13 protein-coding genes are annotated in these 15867 nt (G+C 61.2%); 4 read left to right on the top strand and 9 right to left on the bottom strand.

The features are described from left to right. Window positions 1-169 precede the first annotated feature (169 nt). Window positions 170-1147, top strand: coding sequence for an aldo/keto reductase (locus tag HDE78_RS12535; RefSeq protein ID WP_179479959.1), 978 nt, complete (start codon window positions 170-172; stop codon window positions 1145-1147). Between the two features lie 52 nt (window positions 1148-1199). On the opposite strand, the gene HDE78_RS12530 is transcribed toward HDE78_RS12535, so the two are convergent. From HDE78_RS12530 to HDE78_RS12505, 6 genes are all read right to left on the bottom strand, one after another. Beyond that, window positions 1200-2609, bottom strand: a complete 1410-nt coding sequence (locus tag HDE78_RS12530; RefSeq protein WP_179479957.1) for a PepSY domain-containing protein — start codon at window positions 2607-2609, stop codon at window positions 1200-1202. Continuing rightward, on the bottom strand, window positions 2606-4933 hold the full coding sequence (locus tag HDE78_RS12525; protein WP_179479955.1) for a TonB-dependent receptor: 2328 nt from the start codon (window positions 4931-4933) through the stop codon (window positions 2606-2608). Before HDE78_RS12525 ends, HDE78_RS12530 begins: the two co-directional genes overlap by 4 nt. 169 nt (window positions 4934-5102) lie before the next feature. Beyond that, the gene (locus HDE78_RS12520; protein ID WP_218862327.1) at window positions 5103-5480 is read right to left on the bottom strand and encodes a DUF2946 domain-containing protein; all 378 of its coding nucleotides are present in this window, start codon (window positions 5478-5480) and stop codon (window positions 5103-5105) included. A 256-nt stretch (window positions 5481-5736) separates the two neighbouring features. Then, the gene (locus HDE78_RS12515) at window positions 5737-7458 is read right to left on the bottom strand and encodes a GGDEF domain-containing protein (protein WP_255457781.1); all 1722 of its coding nucleotides are present in this window, start codon (window positions 7456-7458) and stop codon (window positions 5737-5739) included. An 87-nt stretch (window positions 7459-7545) separates the two neighbouring features. Continuing rightward, complete coding sequence (locus HDE78_RS12510; protein WP_179479948.1) at window positions 7546-7851, bottom strand: hypothetical protein; 306 nt, start codon at window positions 7849-7851, stop codon at window positions 7546-7548. Window positions 7852-8207: 356 nt separating this feature from the next. Beyond that, entirely contained in the window at window positions 8208-9065 is an 858-nt protein-coding gene (locus HDE78_RS12505; protein WP_179479946.1) for an SAM-dependent methyltransferase, read from the bottom strand. Between the two features lie 320 nt (window positions 9066-9385). Between HDE78_RS12505 and HDE78_RS12500 the strand changes: the two genes are divergently transcribed. Beyond that, the gene (locus HDE78_RS12500; RefSeq protein ID WP_179479944.1) at window positions 9386-10066 is read left to right on the top strand and encodes a methyltransferase domain-containing protein; all 681 of its coding nucleotides are present in this window, start codon (window positions 9386-9388) and stop codon (window positions 10064-10066) included. A 102-nt stretch (window positions 10067-10168) separates the two neighbouring features. Here HDE78_RS12500 and HDE78_RS12495 read toward each other — a convergent pair whose 3' ends face one another. After that, the gene (locus HDE78_RS12495) at window positions 10169-10351 is read right to left on the bottom strand and encodes a CsbD family protein (protein ID WP_179479942.1); all 183 of its coding nucleotides are present in this window, start codon (window positions 10349-10351) and stop codon (window positions 10169-10171) included. 258 nt (window positions 10352-10609) lie between these two features. On the opposite strand from HDE78_RS12495, the gene HDE78_RS12490 reads away from it, so the two are divergent. Together HDE78_RS12490 and HDE78_RS12485 are read left to right on the top strand one after the other, a co-directional pair. Continuing rightward, window positions 10610-11116 (top strand): lipocalin family protein, encoded by a 507-nt coding sequence (locus HDE78_RS12490; protein WP_255457804.1) that lies wholly within the window; start codon window positions 10610-10612, stop codon window positions 11114-11116. A 131-nt stretch (window positions 11117-11247) separates the two neighbouring features. Continuing rightward, window positions 11248-12048: an SDR family oxidoreductase gene (locus HDE78_RS12485; protein ID WP_179479938.1), complete on the top strand. Its 801-nt coding sequence runs from the start codon at window positions 11248-11250 to the stop codon at window positions 12046-12048. A 33-nt stretch (window positions 12049-12081) separates the two neighbouring features. Here the strand turns inward: HDE78_RS12485 and HDE78_RS12480 are convergent, their stop codons facing one another. Beyond that, complete coding sequence (locus tag HDE78_RS12480) at window positions 12082-15258, bottom strand: EAL domain-containing protein (RefSeq protein WP_179479936.1); 3177 nt, start codon at window positions 15256-15258, stop codon at window positions 12082-12084. Then, a complete protein-coding gene (locus HDE78_RS12475; protein WP_179479934.1) occupies window positions 15255-15554 on the bottom strand; it encodes a circadian clock KaiB family protein in 300 nt (99 codons plus the stop codon). Before HDE78_RS12475 ends, HDE78_RS12480 begins: the two co-directional genes overlap by 4 nt. Between the last annotated feature and the right edge of the window lie 313 nt (window positions 15555-15867).

Here is a 15867-nt window from a genome sequence, read left to right as displayed (position 1 = left end):
CGTCCGCCCGTTCGACCGTATGCCGAGGCCGCAAAAACTCGTCGTATCGCAGGCGCGCTTTCACGCGTTGCCAACCCTTTAGGCGACGCGGACGATTAGGCTTGCGCTTTGCACTGCTCCGATCCGCGCTATCGGCCGTGCCCTTTTCTACCGGCTACTGGAGACGATGATGGAATACGTAAAACTCGGACGCACCGGCCTCGACGTATCGCGCGTCTGCCTTGGCTGTATGACCTACGGCGACGCCGAACGCGGCGCACACAGCTGGACGCTGGACGAGGAAACCAGCCGACCCTTCATACGCAAAGCGCTGGATCTGGGCATCAACTTTTTCGATACGGCGAACGTGTATTCCGATGGCACCTCGGAAGAAATCGTCGGCCGCGCACTGAAGGATTTCGGCTCGCGAGACAGCATCGTGCTGGCGACCAAGGTGTTCAACCGCATGCACGAAGGCCCGAACGGCATGGGCCTCTCGCGCAAGGCGATCATGAGCGAGATCGACCACAGTCTCAGCCGACTCGGCACCGATTACGTCGATCTTTATCAGATCCACCGCTGGGATCCGCGCACCCCGATCGAGGAGACTCTGGAGGCGCTGCACGATGTGGTGAAAGCCGGCAAGGCGCGCTACATCGGCGCATCGTCGATGTTCGCCTATCAATTCAGCAAGGCGCTGTACGTGGCGGAGAAACACGGCTGGACGCGCTTCGCCACCATGCAGAACCACTACAACCTGCTCTATCGCGAAGAAGAGCGCGAGATGATGCCGCTCTGCCAGGAGCAGGGCGTCGGCGTCATTCCCTGGAGCCCGCTCGCCCGCGGCCGCCTCACCCGCGACTGGGACGAAAGCAGCGAGCGCGAATCCACCGACGTCTACGGCAAGACGCTTTACACCGTGCCCGACGCCGATAAAAAAGTCGTCGAAGCGGTGGCTGCCGTGGCCAAGGCGCGCGGCATATCGAAGGCGCAAGTTGCGCTGGCCTGGGTCGCGCAGAAGCCGTTCGTTACCGCGCCGATCGTCGGCGCCTCCAAGCCGCACCATCTGGATGACGCCGTAGCCGCGCTGTCGCTGAACCTCGACGCCGATGAAATCGCCAGGCTCGAAGAGCATTACGTGCCGCACGCGGTGGCCGGACACACCTGAGCTCTATGCCACACGACGATGCCTGCGTTTGCCGTAGGTCGTGTGGCGCCGATCAGACGTCGAGTTTCGGCGCGAGACCGAGAAAATGTCGGGCTCGCGGCCAGTGGCGCAGGCCTATTCGCTCGACCAGCAGCACCACGAGCATCGATGCGCCCAGCAACGGCAGCGCGATGCCCAGCAGCACCAGCAGCGTGACGACCAACATCGGATACCGCGTCTGCGCGTGCGCAGGTGGCGCACCCAACACGCCGGCAGGTCGCCGCCGCCACCACAGCACCACCGCACTCGACGACAGCGTGATCAGGCCCAGCGCGGTGAACACACCGAGGATCTGGTTGAGCGGCGGAAACAGCCGACCTTCGTGGATGGCCACGCCATAACCGATGATGCGATCGAGCAGCGGCCGTTGGAAAAACGTCGTGCGGCTGACCAAGGCCCCGCTGGTGCCGTCGAGCACGAGATCGGCGCGCAGCGATCGATCCCCCGCATCGGAACGCGCCGCCCATGTGGGCGCGAACCGTGACGGCGGTGAAATCAGCACCGGCGATGTGAGTTGCTGAGCGATCACGGTGGGTAGCACTCGATCCAGTGCTGTGTAGTCCAAGCCGATTGCCGCCGCCTCGGTATCGCCCGGCATACGCATGCCGGGCATGGATGCTGCGCGTAACGGCGCATTCTGCAAGCTGGCGACCGCCCTATCGTGTGCGCTGCCGATGCTCCAGTCCTGCGCACTGGCCGAACGTGCATACGTTTGTCGCAACGTCTGCAGCATGCCGCCCCAGGATTTACTCCACGGCAGTCCGGACACCAGCAGGAACAGGGCGAAGCACGACACCCATACGCCGGTGACTGCATGCATGTCGCGCCAGAACGTGCGCGAACCGTGGCGCAGGCGCGGAAAGAGCACGCCGCCGAAGCGGTGCGTTCGAGGCCACCACAGATACAGCCCGCTCAACAGCATAAGAATCGTCCACGACGCCGCCAGTTCCACCAGCACCGAGCCTGCCGTGCCCAGCAGCAGTTCGCCGTGCAGGTAGAAGATCACCCGCATAAAACGATCGTTCTCGTTCACCACGTGCAGCACGCGCAGACTGGACGGATCGACGAACACGCGATTGATCTGCGCCCGCTTGCCCACCAGAACACGCGTCGCCGCGTCGGGTGCAGCGGGCAGCTCATAGGCATTCAGCACCCCGCCGGGCACGGCGGCGAGGGCGGCGGCAACCTGGGCCGACGCGGCTTGCGGCGGACCACCGGCGACGTGGGCATAACGCCGCTCCAGCAGCGGTTCGAGCTGCGGCTTGAACAGGTAGATCATGCCCGTGATCGACAGCCATACGACAAACGGCAGGCAGAACAGTCCGGCATAGAAATGCCAGCGCCAGATCAACCGGTAGACCTGATGGCGCCGCGTACCCGTGGTAACTCTGGCCAGCTCGCTCGCGGCGCCAACGGCGTTCATAGGTGCACCTCGGCTTTGACATAGACGGTGCGCGACGGGTACGGGTAATAGACGTAGTAGCGACGATTGGTGAGGTTGTCGATACCGACGCCGACATTCCAGTGCGCGTTTACCATCCAGTTGAAACTGCTGTCCCAGGTCAGAAAATCACTGACGCCACCGAAGGTATCGGGGTTGATATCGCTGTGGTTGAGCGTGTTGTACTGGCGACCGGAATAGCGACCGGCCAGCGTCAGCGAGGTGCTGTCGCTGCTGTGCCAGGTGCCGATCACGTTGGCGCGCCAGCGCGGCACGCGGTAGAACTGCTTGCCCTGCACACTGGGGTTTTGCAGATCGCTCACGGTGGTGGCCTGCGTGTACGCGCCGTTGGCAGTCAGGTCCAGACGCTCGAACAGCACACCCTGACCCTGATAGCTCACCTCCGCGCCACGCGTGCGCACCAGCGCCACGTTCTGCACATTGGTGACCGTCGGGAATACGCTGTAGTCCGTCTGGCTGAAGAGCGTGTCGCGCGTGTCGCTGCGATACAGCGAAAAACGGGTCAGGCCGCGTGCGGTGGTCCATTCGGCGGAAAGCTCGCGCGAGAGATCGTTTTCCGGCTTGAGGTAGGGATTGTTGTTGACCAGACTCAGGCCGCTGAACGAGCCCTGGAACAATTCGCCCACCGTCGGAAACCGATAGGCGCGGGCACCGGACAACCTCAACCGCCAGGCATCGTCCAGCTGAAAGGCCAATGAGGTCTTCGGCGACAGGTGCTTTTCCTTGCGCGGCAGCAGCGCAGCGTAGCTCGTCACCGCTCCACTCGTTGTGCTGATGAAACCATCGAAAGCTCGCCACTGCTCATAGCGTGCCCCATAGGTGAGCTGCCAGCGCCGACTCAACTGCCAGGCGTCCTGCCAATAAATCGCCTGCGTCTGGGTACTGCCGCCGGTGTCGCTGAGAGGCGCACTGGCGTCACCTTCACGCCACTGATTCAGCGCGAAGGTGTTGTTGACCAGCGCGTAGCCATCGTAGTGATAGCCCATGCTAAGCCAGTGGCTGCCCGCGTCGATGCGGTCCGGGCGATAGCTGCTGCGCACATCGAAGGTACGCCAGCGGCTGCCGTCACCCAGCGTGATTTGACCGGCACCGTCGTAGGTCAGCGCGCTGCCGGCCGAGCGATCCTGACTCTTGGCGCGATCGAAGTACGAAGCCTGCGCCTGTACGTTCCAGCCGCTGTCGCGATGAGTCCCCAGCGAAAGGCCGTATAGATAGTTTTCGCTTCGGCGCGTGCTCGGTGCGAAAAAGCTTGCCGGTATCACGTACTGCCGGCCATCGATCGCCACCGTGCCTGCCAATACGGTTTGTCCGTCGGCATAGCGCAGATAGCTGGCGGTTCGATGGCTCATATCCTGGCTCCAGTAGCCTACGTCCAGGCCGCCGCGCAGATCGGGTGTGAAATCGTAGGTGAGCTTGAGGTTGGCCTGATCCTGCGAGGTGGCCTCCTGCCCTTCGCTGTTGATGCCCAAGGTCGCACGCGGCTGGCCATTCGGGCCGATATCGGTGAGCGCGCCGGTGACGGGTACGGCGGCGTTGCCGGCCGCGGTGCTGGAGAGACTCTGCGTAGCGAACACCAGCGGCTGGCCGTTGCTCTGCAGGTGCGCGAACCCCGCCAGAAACGACAGCTTGCCCACGCGATCGCCCAGGGTGACGCTGTTGCGGCTACCGCCGTAATGGCCATCCACGCCGTCGTTGTCGACATGCTGGGTGAACACCTGGGTCTGTGCCGATAGCTCCAGCTTGTCGGGCATACGCGTCGTCATCAGCACCGTGGCGCCGATCGCATTGCCGGGATAAAGGGCGGAATAGGCGCCATAAAGCACATCGACGCGCGCCAGATGATCGGGAAACACCATGGACCAGCGGGGCGGCGTGCCGAACGTGTTGTTGGAAAAATCGCTCAGCAACAAACCGTCGAGGTAAACCAAGCCACGCGCGCTTTGCGAATTGCTGCTGCCGCGTACCGCAAACGTGGCGTTTTCATCGCCGATGAAGCGCTTGCGTATGCCCAGCGCCGGCATGTATTTCAGCGAATCCTCGGCATTGACGATATTGAGCTTGCGCAACTGCGCCGCATCGATGGTTTCGACCGTCGCCGGCAGGTTGGGATCGAACGGCGGCGCAGCCGACCTGATTGCGCTGACGTCGACCGCCTTGAGCGTCTTGGCCGAGGTCGACGGTGGCGTGGTGGAATCCGCCGTGAGTTCGTTGGCGGTCGAAAAAGAAGAAAAGATGAACACGAACGGCAGCGCGATCAACGCACTGCCCGAAGGAGAAAATCGCATGAATAAGATTCCGTCGATGGCGCGCGCGGCGGCAGCGCCATCCATGAGTTAAGAGCGCGAGGCAGATGCGACCGAAGACGCGCGCAAAACAGAGGCGCAGTGATTCGGACGATGGCCTTCAGCGACGCAAGAGCCGATACGTGCGCAGCCGCAGCGCACGCTAGCGAGATCAGCCGTGACGAAGCGACGGCGGTCCGCGGGGATTGGCGCTCAGAACGGGATCGACGAACGTGGCGCCAATGGCCCAGAGCCTCGGCACGGACGCCGCTGGCAGAGTAGACGCTGAAAAGACGATGGTATGGCCGGACAGCAAAGGGCTGTGGCCGAGCAGCGTGCAATAACCGCAGTGGTCCATCGGCGTCGCGGGCGCCGACGGTTCCGGCGTATGGTGCGGAGCCAGCCCATGGCCGGTGCACCAAGCGCCCAAGTTCGGCATGAACGACTCGACAGCAAGGGTTCGCGACACCACCGGCGCCACGATCGTCAGCCAGATCGCGGCCATGCCCAGCCATGCCATGAACCGCCGATGCCGCAACTTGCTCGGCACGGTATCCCCACTCGCTTTATGACTGCTTAGAACGCAACTTCAAGCGGAATGGTGACATGAAATTCGAAAGAAATGACGGGCCGCCTTGTGCGGCATAGCGCCACGCGGAAGTCTTTCCCGAGTCATCGGTATCGGCGGCACGGGGTGCCAAGGAGAAAAATCGCCGCATCGAGAAGATGGATGTGCAGCGGAAGTCGCGGTGGCTTCCGCGACAAGCCTTGCCACGAAAGCACGGCCGACCAGTCGCCGCTGGCGTTTACCTGCGCTGCAGCGGCAGATCCGATCGAGCAAAGGACGGTTCGACGTCGTCGAATACGACCACGCGATTGCGGCCTCCGCGCTTGGCATCGTAAAGCGCCTTGTCGGCATGAATCAGCAGCTGCCGCAGGTTGTAGCCGGATTCCACAGTGGACGACACGCCAAAGCTAGCCGATACCTCTATGCCAGGTGCATCCTCGCCGTTGGACACGCTGGCAATCGCCAGACGAATCAATTCCGCTCGTCCCGTTACCACGTCGCGGTCGCACTCCGGCATCAGGATGCCGAATTCCTCGCCGCCGAGGCGGCCGAACACGTCGGTAGAGCGCAGATGCGCCTCGCATGCGGCCACCGTGCGCCGCAATATGTGGTCGCCCACGGCATGACCGTGGGTATCGTTGACGAGCTTGAAGTTGTCCAGATCGATCACGATCAGCCCGGCCACGCGAGTCGACTTCTGGCAGTATTTCAGCTGCTGTTCGGCCATGGCGACAAAATGCTGGCGGTTGAAAATGCCGGTCAATCCATCACGCCGCGCCAGCTTCATGAAGCTCATCTGCGACCGCTTGATGCGGTAAGCCCATAGCGCGATCGACGCCAGGACGGTCAGCAGCAGAACGATGTAAAGCCGGTTGGTCTCCATCGCCTTGGTGCTCAGCGCCTGCTGCAGCTGCAGTATCTGATTCTGCTTGTTCAACGTGTCGATTTGCAGCTTTTTCGCGAGCACCTGCTGCGTGACGGTCTGATAGGCCAGCGCTTTCGCGCTTACCTCGTTCAAATAGCCCTTGTCGGCCGCCATATATTTTTCGTGGTAGCTCAGGGCCGCATCCAGATCACCCTGTTTTTTGTTGATCAGGTAAAGCAGTTGATAGGCGCTGGTCAGCGACTTGGTGAATTCGTGCTTGACCCCACCATCGATGGCGGCCTGCGCATACTGCTGCGCCAACGCGACCTTGCCCTCGTTCCAGTACGCCTGCGCCAGTGACGCATCGACATCCGAGGTCAGTTCTGGATAACCAATGTGTTGAACCTCGGCATAGTGCTTCTGTAAAAGTTTGATTGCCTCGGATGACCGGCCATGCTCGATGTCAAAATTCGCGACGTGAGCGCGTACCCCGTTAGCGTAAAGGAGTTCGGATGCCTTGCTGCAGGCATCAATGGCCTCGCGGGACTGCTTGTCGAATGTCGCGAACTTACCACTCCCATACAGAGACTGAACCTGAAAAACCCTGCCCTTGCAGTCGCCATCGCCTACCGGGTTTTCACGCAGCATCTGGTCGGCGTAGGTCAAGCCGAGATCGTATTGACCCGCTTCGTTGTAGAGCATCGAAGCCACGCCCAAAGCTTGGATGCGGGCATCTTTATCGGCAATTCGCGGCAGTTGATCCAGCAGCTGGCTTATCCGCGCAAATGCATCTTCGTAGCGTGAACCAATAGCAAGGTTGTTGACAAGGGTGGTACCTGCACGAAACCGTAGCGTGGCATCGGTGGATTGCGCAATAACCGCGTTCAGCAACGGCGTGGCGGTTTCGTAGTCGCCCCGATAACCGACTTCCCACGCCTGCAGGTAACGCAAATACATCTGATGCTGTGGGGGAAACGCTGCCGCCTCGCCACCGAGCCGCTTCATAAGTTGCAGAAATTCGGCATGATTCGATGTCTTGAGGCTGTCCGCCTGCTTCAAAAGCGGCGCAGGATCGTCCATCGTGGGCACAGCCATAGCGGCCGTGCCCACTCGCAGAGTTACGAGCCACAGCAAGCCAGCGAGAAGACATGTCAGGATCTGTCTGCTCGAGCGAAACATTGGCTAAGCCGCGACGGCCTCGTCCCCACACCCGCTATGTTCAGCAGGAGCCTCGTCCGGCTCCCTGGACGGAGTCTCCTTGTCCTCGTCGCCTTCCTCTTCATCCTCTTTGCCTGGCAAATAATAGCCGCAGAAAGAGGGCTGTCCCAACAGCGTTTCCAGTCGCGCCGAGTCATTGGCGAGTATCGCTGTCTGCAACGCCGGCGCAATCTCCGCGCGAGTCAACGCCTGTTCCACCTCGCCCTGTGAGGCGTGACGCCACTGGGCATCCTGCCCCATCTTTTCCAGAAAATCGATCACGTCCGTCATTACATAATCCCCCTGACAGTTAGTTGCTTCTAGTTGCTTCGATATGGCGTCTGGTCGGAGCCACGACCAGACGCACCGTAAGACCGCTTTCCCGCCTCATTGGACGTAAAGCCTTAGCCTTGCGTCGACATCGTTCACCGCATGATGGCTTGAAACGGCGCGACGCCGTCTCGCTCCATCGCTTGCATCACTGCCCTTGCCGAAAGCCGCATCGGCAAGGCCGCACTCTACACCCGGATTTAGGCTTCCCCTGCGTCTTCGCCGACGAGCCACCGCTTTCCCGCCCCCCCCCGCGTCGAAAATCTGCTCGACTCGCCGAACGAATGACACGGCAAAAAGGCCCTTTCATCGATGTCTCAAGCGATTTCCACGCCGCTCCGTAAGTTATCTGGTTCCATGTCAGGCGCCGAAACCTGCGCCTCGGCCTGATCGAGCGCGGCCAGCCGCGCGCGAATGTCCATATCCGGCTGCAGGGCCAGGTACGGCGGAATCACCACCGTGTCAGCCATGCCGATATCCGCCTGCGGCAACGCGCCCAGCGCCACCTTTTCGATGCGCACCTGCTGGATCGGCAGCGTGGCGGCCCGATAGATGATGACCTCGTGCTCGAGCGGATAATCGCGCGCCAGCACATCCACCAGCACCTGCCGATACGCTGCGCCGGTGGAAAAACGCGTCAGCGACTTGTCGCCCGCCAGGCCCACCTGCCACAGCACAAGATAAGCACTGGGATCGATCCGTCGCTTATAGAACAGCAGCTGGCCGGCCTCGAAATGCTGGCAACCATAGGTGCCCGGATCGATGCCGAGGTCGGCGTAGAGACAGTCTTCCGCCGAAATGCCCGGCTCCATATGCGCGGGATAGCCTTCGCTGCGCGCGATTTCGATCGACTTGTGCGGCGCCCAGGCGAATACGCCGGGATGGCCGTAAAACACGCCGCAGACCTTTTTGCCCGCGCGCACTTCGGCAAGAATCGCGTCGACCATCTGCCGGTACGTCTGCATGCGCGACTTGCCCTCTTGATAGAACGGCTGCAGGCTGCGTACATCCGGATGCATCCGTGCCAGCCACATTTCGACGATGCAGTCGGACAGGCCGGCAAAAACCACGTCCGACTGCTCGATATGGCTGCGCGACAGCGGGCTGATATGCGAACCCAGCGTCATGCCCAGGCCCACGCATACCAGACTGCCGGAAGACCCGGATGCATTCATTCGACTTTGTCCCCAATCCGCTTCACGTAGAACCGCTCGCAACACGATGCTAGCGTACAAAGAATGACAGTGTCCAAAATTCTCTTTTCTCAACATCACACACGCCGATAACGAGCGCCAATAGTGGGTTTTACGCGCTCCTGGATCCAACGGAGGCTGACGGCCGGACCTGGCAGAGGAAATCGAGCGCCGTGAAGCGAATGGCGTACAGTGGGGCTGCAGCTGTTCCATCAGCGCGTCCTGGCGCCATCCGCCATTTCGCTCCCTTTCTCATGCTCCGTTTCGCAACCTGCGAAAGGAAGCCCTCACGGGAGCTGCCCATGCCGGGCTATACCACCCGCGAGCTTGTGGTCTGCCTTGGCGGCCGCGACTATCGGATTCGCGCCTTGAGCGATCTGCAGCAGTTTGCCGACCCGCATCATCTCGCCGAACGTATCGGTATCTCCTCCGCACTGTGGAGCCTGTTCGGGCAAGTGTGGCCGTCGGGCAAGGTAATGGCCGAGGCGATGTCGACCCACGACATCGGCGGCAAACGCATTCTTGAACTCGGCTGCGGGCTGGGGCTATCCAGCCTGGTACTGCAGCATCGCCGCGCAGATATCACCGCCAGCGATCATCATCCGCTGGCGGAGCTTTTTTTGCGTCACAACGCGACCCAGAACAAGATGCTGGCGATCGTCTATCGCGATCTGCGCTGGGAAGTGCCCGATCTCACCTTGGGGGTGTTCGATCTGATCATCGGCAGCGATGTGCTTTACGAGTCGGGTCACGCGGATCAGCTGGCGGCCACGATACTTCGCCATGCAACGCCGGACGCCGAGATTCTCATTACCGATCCAGGTCGCGGCAACAGTACGTTCTTCACGCGCGCACTGGCCATCCAAGGTTTTGCTGTGACCGAACAGCGTAGCCGTTTCAACAAGGACGACGCCCCACCCTTCCGTGGCCGGCTGTTGAGTTATCGGCGCGGCCAATCCGCCAACGGCAAGCTAGCACTATAGACACTCAAGTATTCGGCCGGTGAGAACGTCTGGCGTTTCCTAAAAGCATCGGACGCGAGGCTGACGCCGCACGTCCGACATGCACCACTGGCGATCGCCCGGTTACTTCTTGGCCGCGTCGCGCGCTGCGTCGGCCGCCTTGCCCGCCTCTTTCTGCGCCTTGCCGGCATTCTTTTCCACGTTGCCCGCCACTTCCTTGGTCTTGTTGCCGGTGACCTTGCCAACGGCCTCTTTCACTGCGCCCTTGACCTCATGCTTGGTGCCTTCAGTGCGATTCTTGTCCACGTCGATACTCCCGTTAAGAAGCCTGCGGTGTGCAGGCCATTACGTTCTAGGCGCGATATCGTGGAGAGACCGTGACATTGCCGTGCGCAGCGTATTGACGCACTTGCGCCGTTCAGACACACGACAGCGAAACACTTGCGCGCGTATTTTATGCTGGCTTGCACCATAGATACCGGCGCTGGCACGCGCCCTATTCTGCGTCATCGAATGTTGATATCGGAGATCGTCATGTTTCGCTCATTGCTCGCCACCACCTTGATGGCCGTCGCCGTACCCGCCACTGCGGCGCCGCTGCCGAATCAGCCTGTCACCACCCTGGATCTGACGCGCTACGTAGGCCAGTGGCACGAAATCGGCCACCTGCCGATGTTTTTTCAGCGCAAATGCGTGGATATGATCACCGCGACCTATACAGCGAACACCGACGGCACCATCGGCGTCCACAATGCCTGTCGTGTCAAAGACGGCTCGATGGATGCGGTCGACGGCGTCGCCCGGAAAGTCGAGGGAAGGCCCGCGGCACTCCAGGTTCGCTTTGCGCCAGCATGGCTGTCTTGGCTTCCAGTGGTGTGGGCCGACTACTGGGTGGTCGATCTGGATGCAAATTATCAGTGGGCGGTAGTGGGCGGCCCCAGCCGCAAATACCTGTGGGTCCTGTCGCGCAAGCCGAGTATGAGTCGCGTGCTGTTCGACCAGATCAAGAAGCGCGCTCGGCAGCGCGGATACCCGGTCGACAATTTGGTGATGGCCGCACCGCTGGACTGAGCAGCGCCTCTTGCCGGCAGGCGCGACGCACACGGTCGCTGCGCCTCCGTGCACGCGATCCAGACAGCTACTACCGCAGGATCGACGTATGTCATTGAACGATATCCTATTGAACATATGAGCCTGCCCATATGACACTCACACCCGCCATCGCCGACTTCGATGCCCAGCCCATGCGCGATCGTGTGGTGTTGATCAGCGGCGGCGCGCAAGGCATTGGCCGCGGCATCGCGCAGTCCGTTCTCGGCGCGGGCGGATCGGTGCTGATCGGCGATCTCGACACCGAAGCCGGCCGCGCCTGTATCGACGAATGGAAAGTGGGGCAGCGCGCTGTATTCAGACGTCTGGACGTCTCCAGCGAAAGCAGCGTCCAGGGATGGATCCAAGCAGCTCTTAAAACATTCGGTCGGATCGACGGCCTGGTCAACAACGCCGGCATCGCCAATCCGGACATCGGCAATTTGGTCGAGTTGACTCTGGCGCGCTGGAACGAATACCTCGCTACCAACCTCACTGGTGCCTTTCTCTGTAGCAAGCATGCGCTGTCATCTTTGCAGGAAAGCCATGGCGCGATCGTGCATATCGCCTCCACCCGTGCGCTACAGTCCGAGCCGCATACCGAAGCCTACGCGGCGACCAAGGGTGGGCTGGTCGCCCTGACCCATGCGATGGCGGTGAGTGCGGGTCCTGCAGTTAGAGTCAACGCGATCCTCCCTGGCTGGATCGCCACCGACGACTGGCGCAAGCCAGCCTCGCGTCGCGCGCCCAAGCTGAGCAAGCAGGATCACGCCCAACATCCGGCCGGTCGCGTCGGCACGCCGAAGGATATCGGCGATATGGCCGTCTATCTTCTATCGGCGCAGGCGGGTTTCATCACCGGACAGCACTTTGTCGTCGATGGCGGCATGACGGTGAAGATGCAGTACGCCTGAATCGGCGCGCGAGTGGCGGCGCAACTTGCCAACTCAGGCTGGCGCTTCATCACGCAGGAATTTCGCCTCGAAAAGATCCACCGGCAAATCGCGGCTGAAGAGAAACCCCTGCATCTCATCGCAGCCGTGCTCGGTCAGCAGGCGCGCCTGTTCTTCGGTTTCCACGCCTTCGGCGACCAGCTTCAATCGAAGCGATTTTGCCAGGGCGATAATCGTGGTCACCACGGCAATGCCCTGCGGCCCGGTAGTCATGTCGTTGACGAACGAACGGTCGATTTTCAGGATGTCCACGGGCAGTCGCGACAGATAATTGAGGGACGAAAAACCGGTGCCAAAATCGTCAATGGCGATCTTTACGCCCAGCCCTCTCACCGCCCGCAAGGTATCGATGGTCTGCATGACGCTGGACATCATCACGCTTTCGGTGATTTCCAGCTCCAGTCCGTCGGCGGCATTCAGTCCGCTGCCGACAAGCTGCGCGACCTCCTCGACGAAACTGCGTCTGCGCAGCTGGATGAACGAGACGTTGACCGAGATGGGCACGGCCCTGAGCCCACTGTCGCGCCAGCGCCGAAAGTCTTTCATCGCACGCTGGAGCGCCCAAGCGCCCACCTGATGGATCAACCCGGTTTCCTCGAGTACAGGAATGAACTCCGACGGCGCGACCAGACCGCGGCGCGGATGGTTCCATCGAATCAGCGCCTCCGCTCCGGTCAGCATGCGATGCGACAAATCGACTTTAGGCTGGTAGTGCAGCACAAACTCATTCCGCTCCAGCGCAAGACGGAGCTGGCTTTCGAGCATCAGGTGAGCCGATAACTTTTCGCTCATCTGCGGCCGATACCAGAGATAACGCTCGCCACGTATCTTGGCTTTCTTCAGTGCCACCTCGGCATGCCGCAGCAAAACGTTGGCATCTACCCCGTCGTCTGGAAATTTCGAGCAGCCGACCTTGGCCGCTAGGCGCAGTACGCTGTTATTGATCTGGAAGGAATGCCCGGTGAAATCGTCGAGGTTTTTCTCGATCAGTCGATCGAGATCGCCGGACTCCCTGATCACCGGCAACACCACTGCAAAAAGATCCGGACCTACCCGCGCCAACAGGTGAACGTCGCCAGCGCTGCGCGTCAGCCATTTGCCGACCTGCCGCAACAGCGCGTCACCGGCTGCTTGGCCAAGCATGTCATTGACGTTCTTGAACCTTTCTATGTCGATCAGCCACACCGCCAGTCGATGGCCGCTATCGATCGCGCTGCGCACATACTGGGCCACTCGTTCGAGAAAGAGAGCGCGGTTGGCGAGGCCGGTCAGGCTGTCGTAATAGGCCAGGTAATTGAGCTTTTGCGCCTTGCCGATGTGGTCGACCGCGAAGGCTATCTCGGCGCTAAGATCCCCGAGCAGTTTCATCTCCTCCTCATGGAAATAATCGGTTTCGTCGGCGTAAAAGGACAACATGCCGATCGCTGCGTCATCCACGATGATCGGAAACGTCGCTACCGATCCGATGCCATAACGGCGGTAGCGGTGTCCCGATGTAGTCGTCGTGTTCGACTGCAGATCGTTCGTGACAATCGGCCTCCTCTCGCGGATCGCTCGCGCAGCAGGCGTTTCTCCCAGCCACAGACCTTCGGCCTTGCGCAAGCGCATAGTGATCTCCTGCAGATGCTCCTCGCTCATGGCGGCCGACGCGACAGGTACGATGCGAGTGCCTTCGGCGTCGATCATGCCGATCCATGCCATCCGAAAGCCGCCCGCCTCCACCGCCACGCGGCATGCCTCCCGAAACAACTCGTCTCGATCGAGCCCGCGCAGAATCAAGCCGCCAATGCCGCTGGACACCGCATACACGCGGTTCAGATGCCTGATCTTCAACTCCGCCGCGTGCTGATCGGTGATGTCTTCACCGATGCTCGCCGACCCGATCAGTTCACCCTCTTCGGAGCGCAACAGCGAATTGCTCCAACGCATGCGCCTGCGCTCGCCGGACCGGGTGACGATCTGGTTCTCTCGCTGCCAGCTTTCCAGTTGTTTGGCCAGGTGCCGCGAGAAAGCGTTTTTATCGCCGTTGTACTGCCACGGAATGAAGCGCTCGAACCAGTTCTGACCGATGACCTGCCCGGCCTCCCAGCAGGTCAATCGCAGAAAATAGTCGTTGCAGAAGGTAATGGTTCCATGCACATCGAGCATGACCGAAGCCAGATGCACATCGCGCAAAAGATCGCTGAAACGGCGCTCGCTCTCGCGCAGCTTGCGCGTCGCCACTTTACGCGGCGTGATGTCGGTGGCGACAGCGGTGATACGGTAGGCCACGCCTTTTTCGTTGAGCAGGGGGTAGGCACGTAGATGGATCCAACGCACCTGATCGTCAGCGCGCACGATGCGAAATTCATGATCGAAGCCGGCGTGGCCGACGTCGCCCCAGCGCCGGGCGACGTCGGGGCGGTCTTCGGGATGCGCCGATCGGATCCAGGATTGCGGGTCGGCATAGAGGCTTTCGCGAGTTCTTCCCCAGACGCGCTCAAACGCCGGACTGACATAGATCATCAGCGTGCCGCTGGCGTCGGAGAGAAAAAAAACATCGTCGATGGTCTCGGCCATCTGACGAAATCGCGACTCGCTGTCGAACAGATTCTGCTGGCTGACCCGCCGGCCAGTGATGTCAATATGCATCACCACGGCACCGAGCGGCCGATCCAAGACGAGCGGAGTGACGGTAAGCAGAAACCAGCGCTGCTCGCGCCCGCTCAGGCACGTATATTCGATGGAAAATAGTTTCTCCTCACCGCTGAGGACCGCCCGTATACCGGCGCCGATAGCGTGGCCCGCCGGCGCATCGGCGACGCTGGCCTCGTCGCAGATGCGCAGATAGTCCAAGCCCACGCCCCAGCCCGGGTTGTGCAGCATGCTGGCACCGGCGAAGCGTCGCCAGCCCTCGTTGACCGACACGATTAGGCCCTGCGCGTCGAGCAGGGCAATATGCGCAGGCAACGCATTGATGATGGCGGCCTGCTTCGCCGCCTCGTTTTTACGCAAGTGGGTCTGCGCATGGCGAAGCAGAAAGACGTGCCCATGCTCGTCGAGAACCGAATCGATCTCGTGGCTGGTCAGTTCGTCGAGACGGGTGTCGGTCTGGCATAGCACGCTCGCCAGTCGGGCCAGCTCTTCCGCCGCATCGGCATCCACCGCGCCACGGACTGGCCGCTTTGTCATGAGGCATCCAGGCCGAGCGCTTCAAGCACGGCGCCGGTGTCGCTCAAGGTTCCTACGATGGCGATGACCGGCAACGGAAACAGCTTCAGCAGCGTCGGGGTCAGCGTGACCCGCGCTGAGCTGGCGTGGTCAGGGTGGCGAAACACGTCGACGATTTCTATGTCATGCCGATCAGGCAAGTAGTCGACGCACAATGCCGTCAAGTTGGCGATCGCCTGCGACGAATGAAACGCATCGCCGGCGACGAATAATTGAAACCTGAAAACATCAGAGGCGATCATGGCGTGCTCGCTCAAGCAATCCGCTCCCATGGCGTCATATCCGTGACACAGCTGACCACCACCGTCCTTGGTCTTGCGAAATCCTTATATCACCTTAATTGAATGGATGTCGGCGTTAAGGAAAAAATCGTCGGCATCGTAGCGAGCCGCTCGCGGCCTGCGCGAGGACCTGCAACTGAAGCCGGTCGCGCGTTTATTTTGAGCGGTGGATCGATGCCGCGACAGTTCTTCGCCATGGTGCCGCCCGGCACAGCGACGCTGGGCCGAGCAGCTGCGGAGTTTTACGCGGTGTGAACGGCGCACCGGCGTACCATCGCGCTTTCGCTGC

Origin of the sequence: Rhodanobacter sp. K2T2 (assembly GCF_013408815.1) — a bacterium.
Classification (GTDB): domain Bacteria; phylum Pseudomonadota; class Gammaproteobacteria; order Xanthomonadales; family Rhodanobacteraceae; genus Rhodanobacter.
This window is presented reverse-complemented; position numbering and strand designations above follow the sequence as displayed.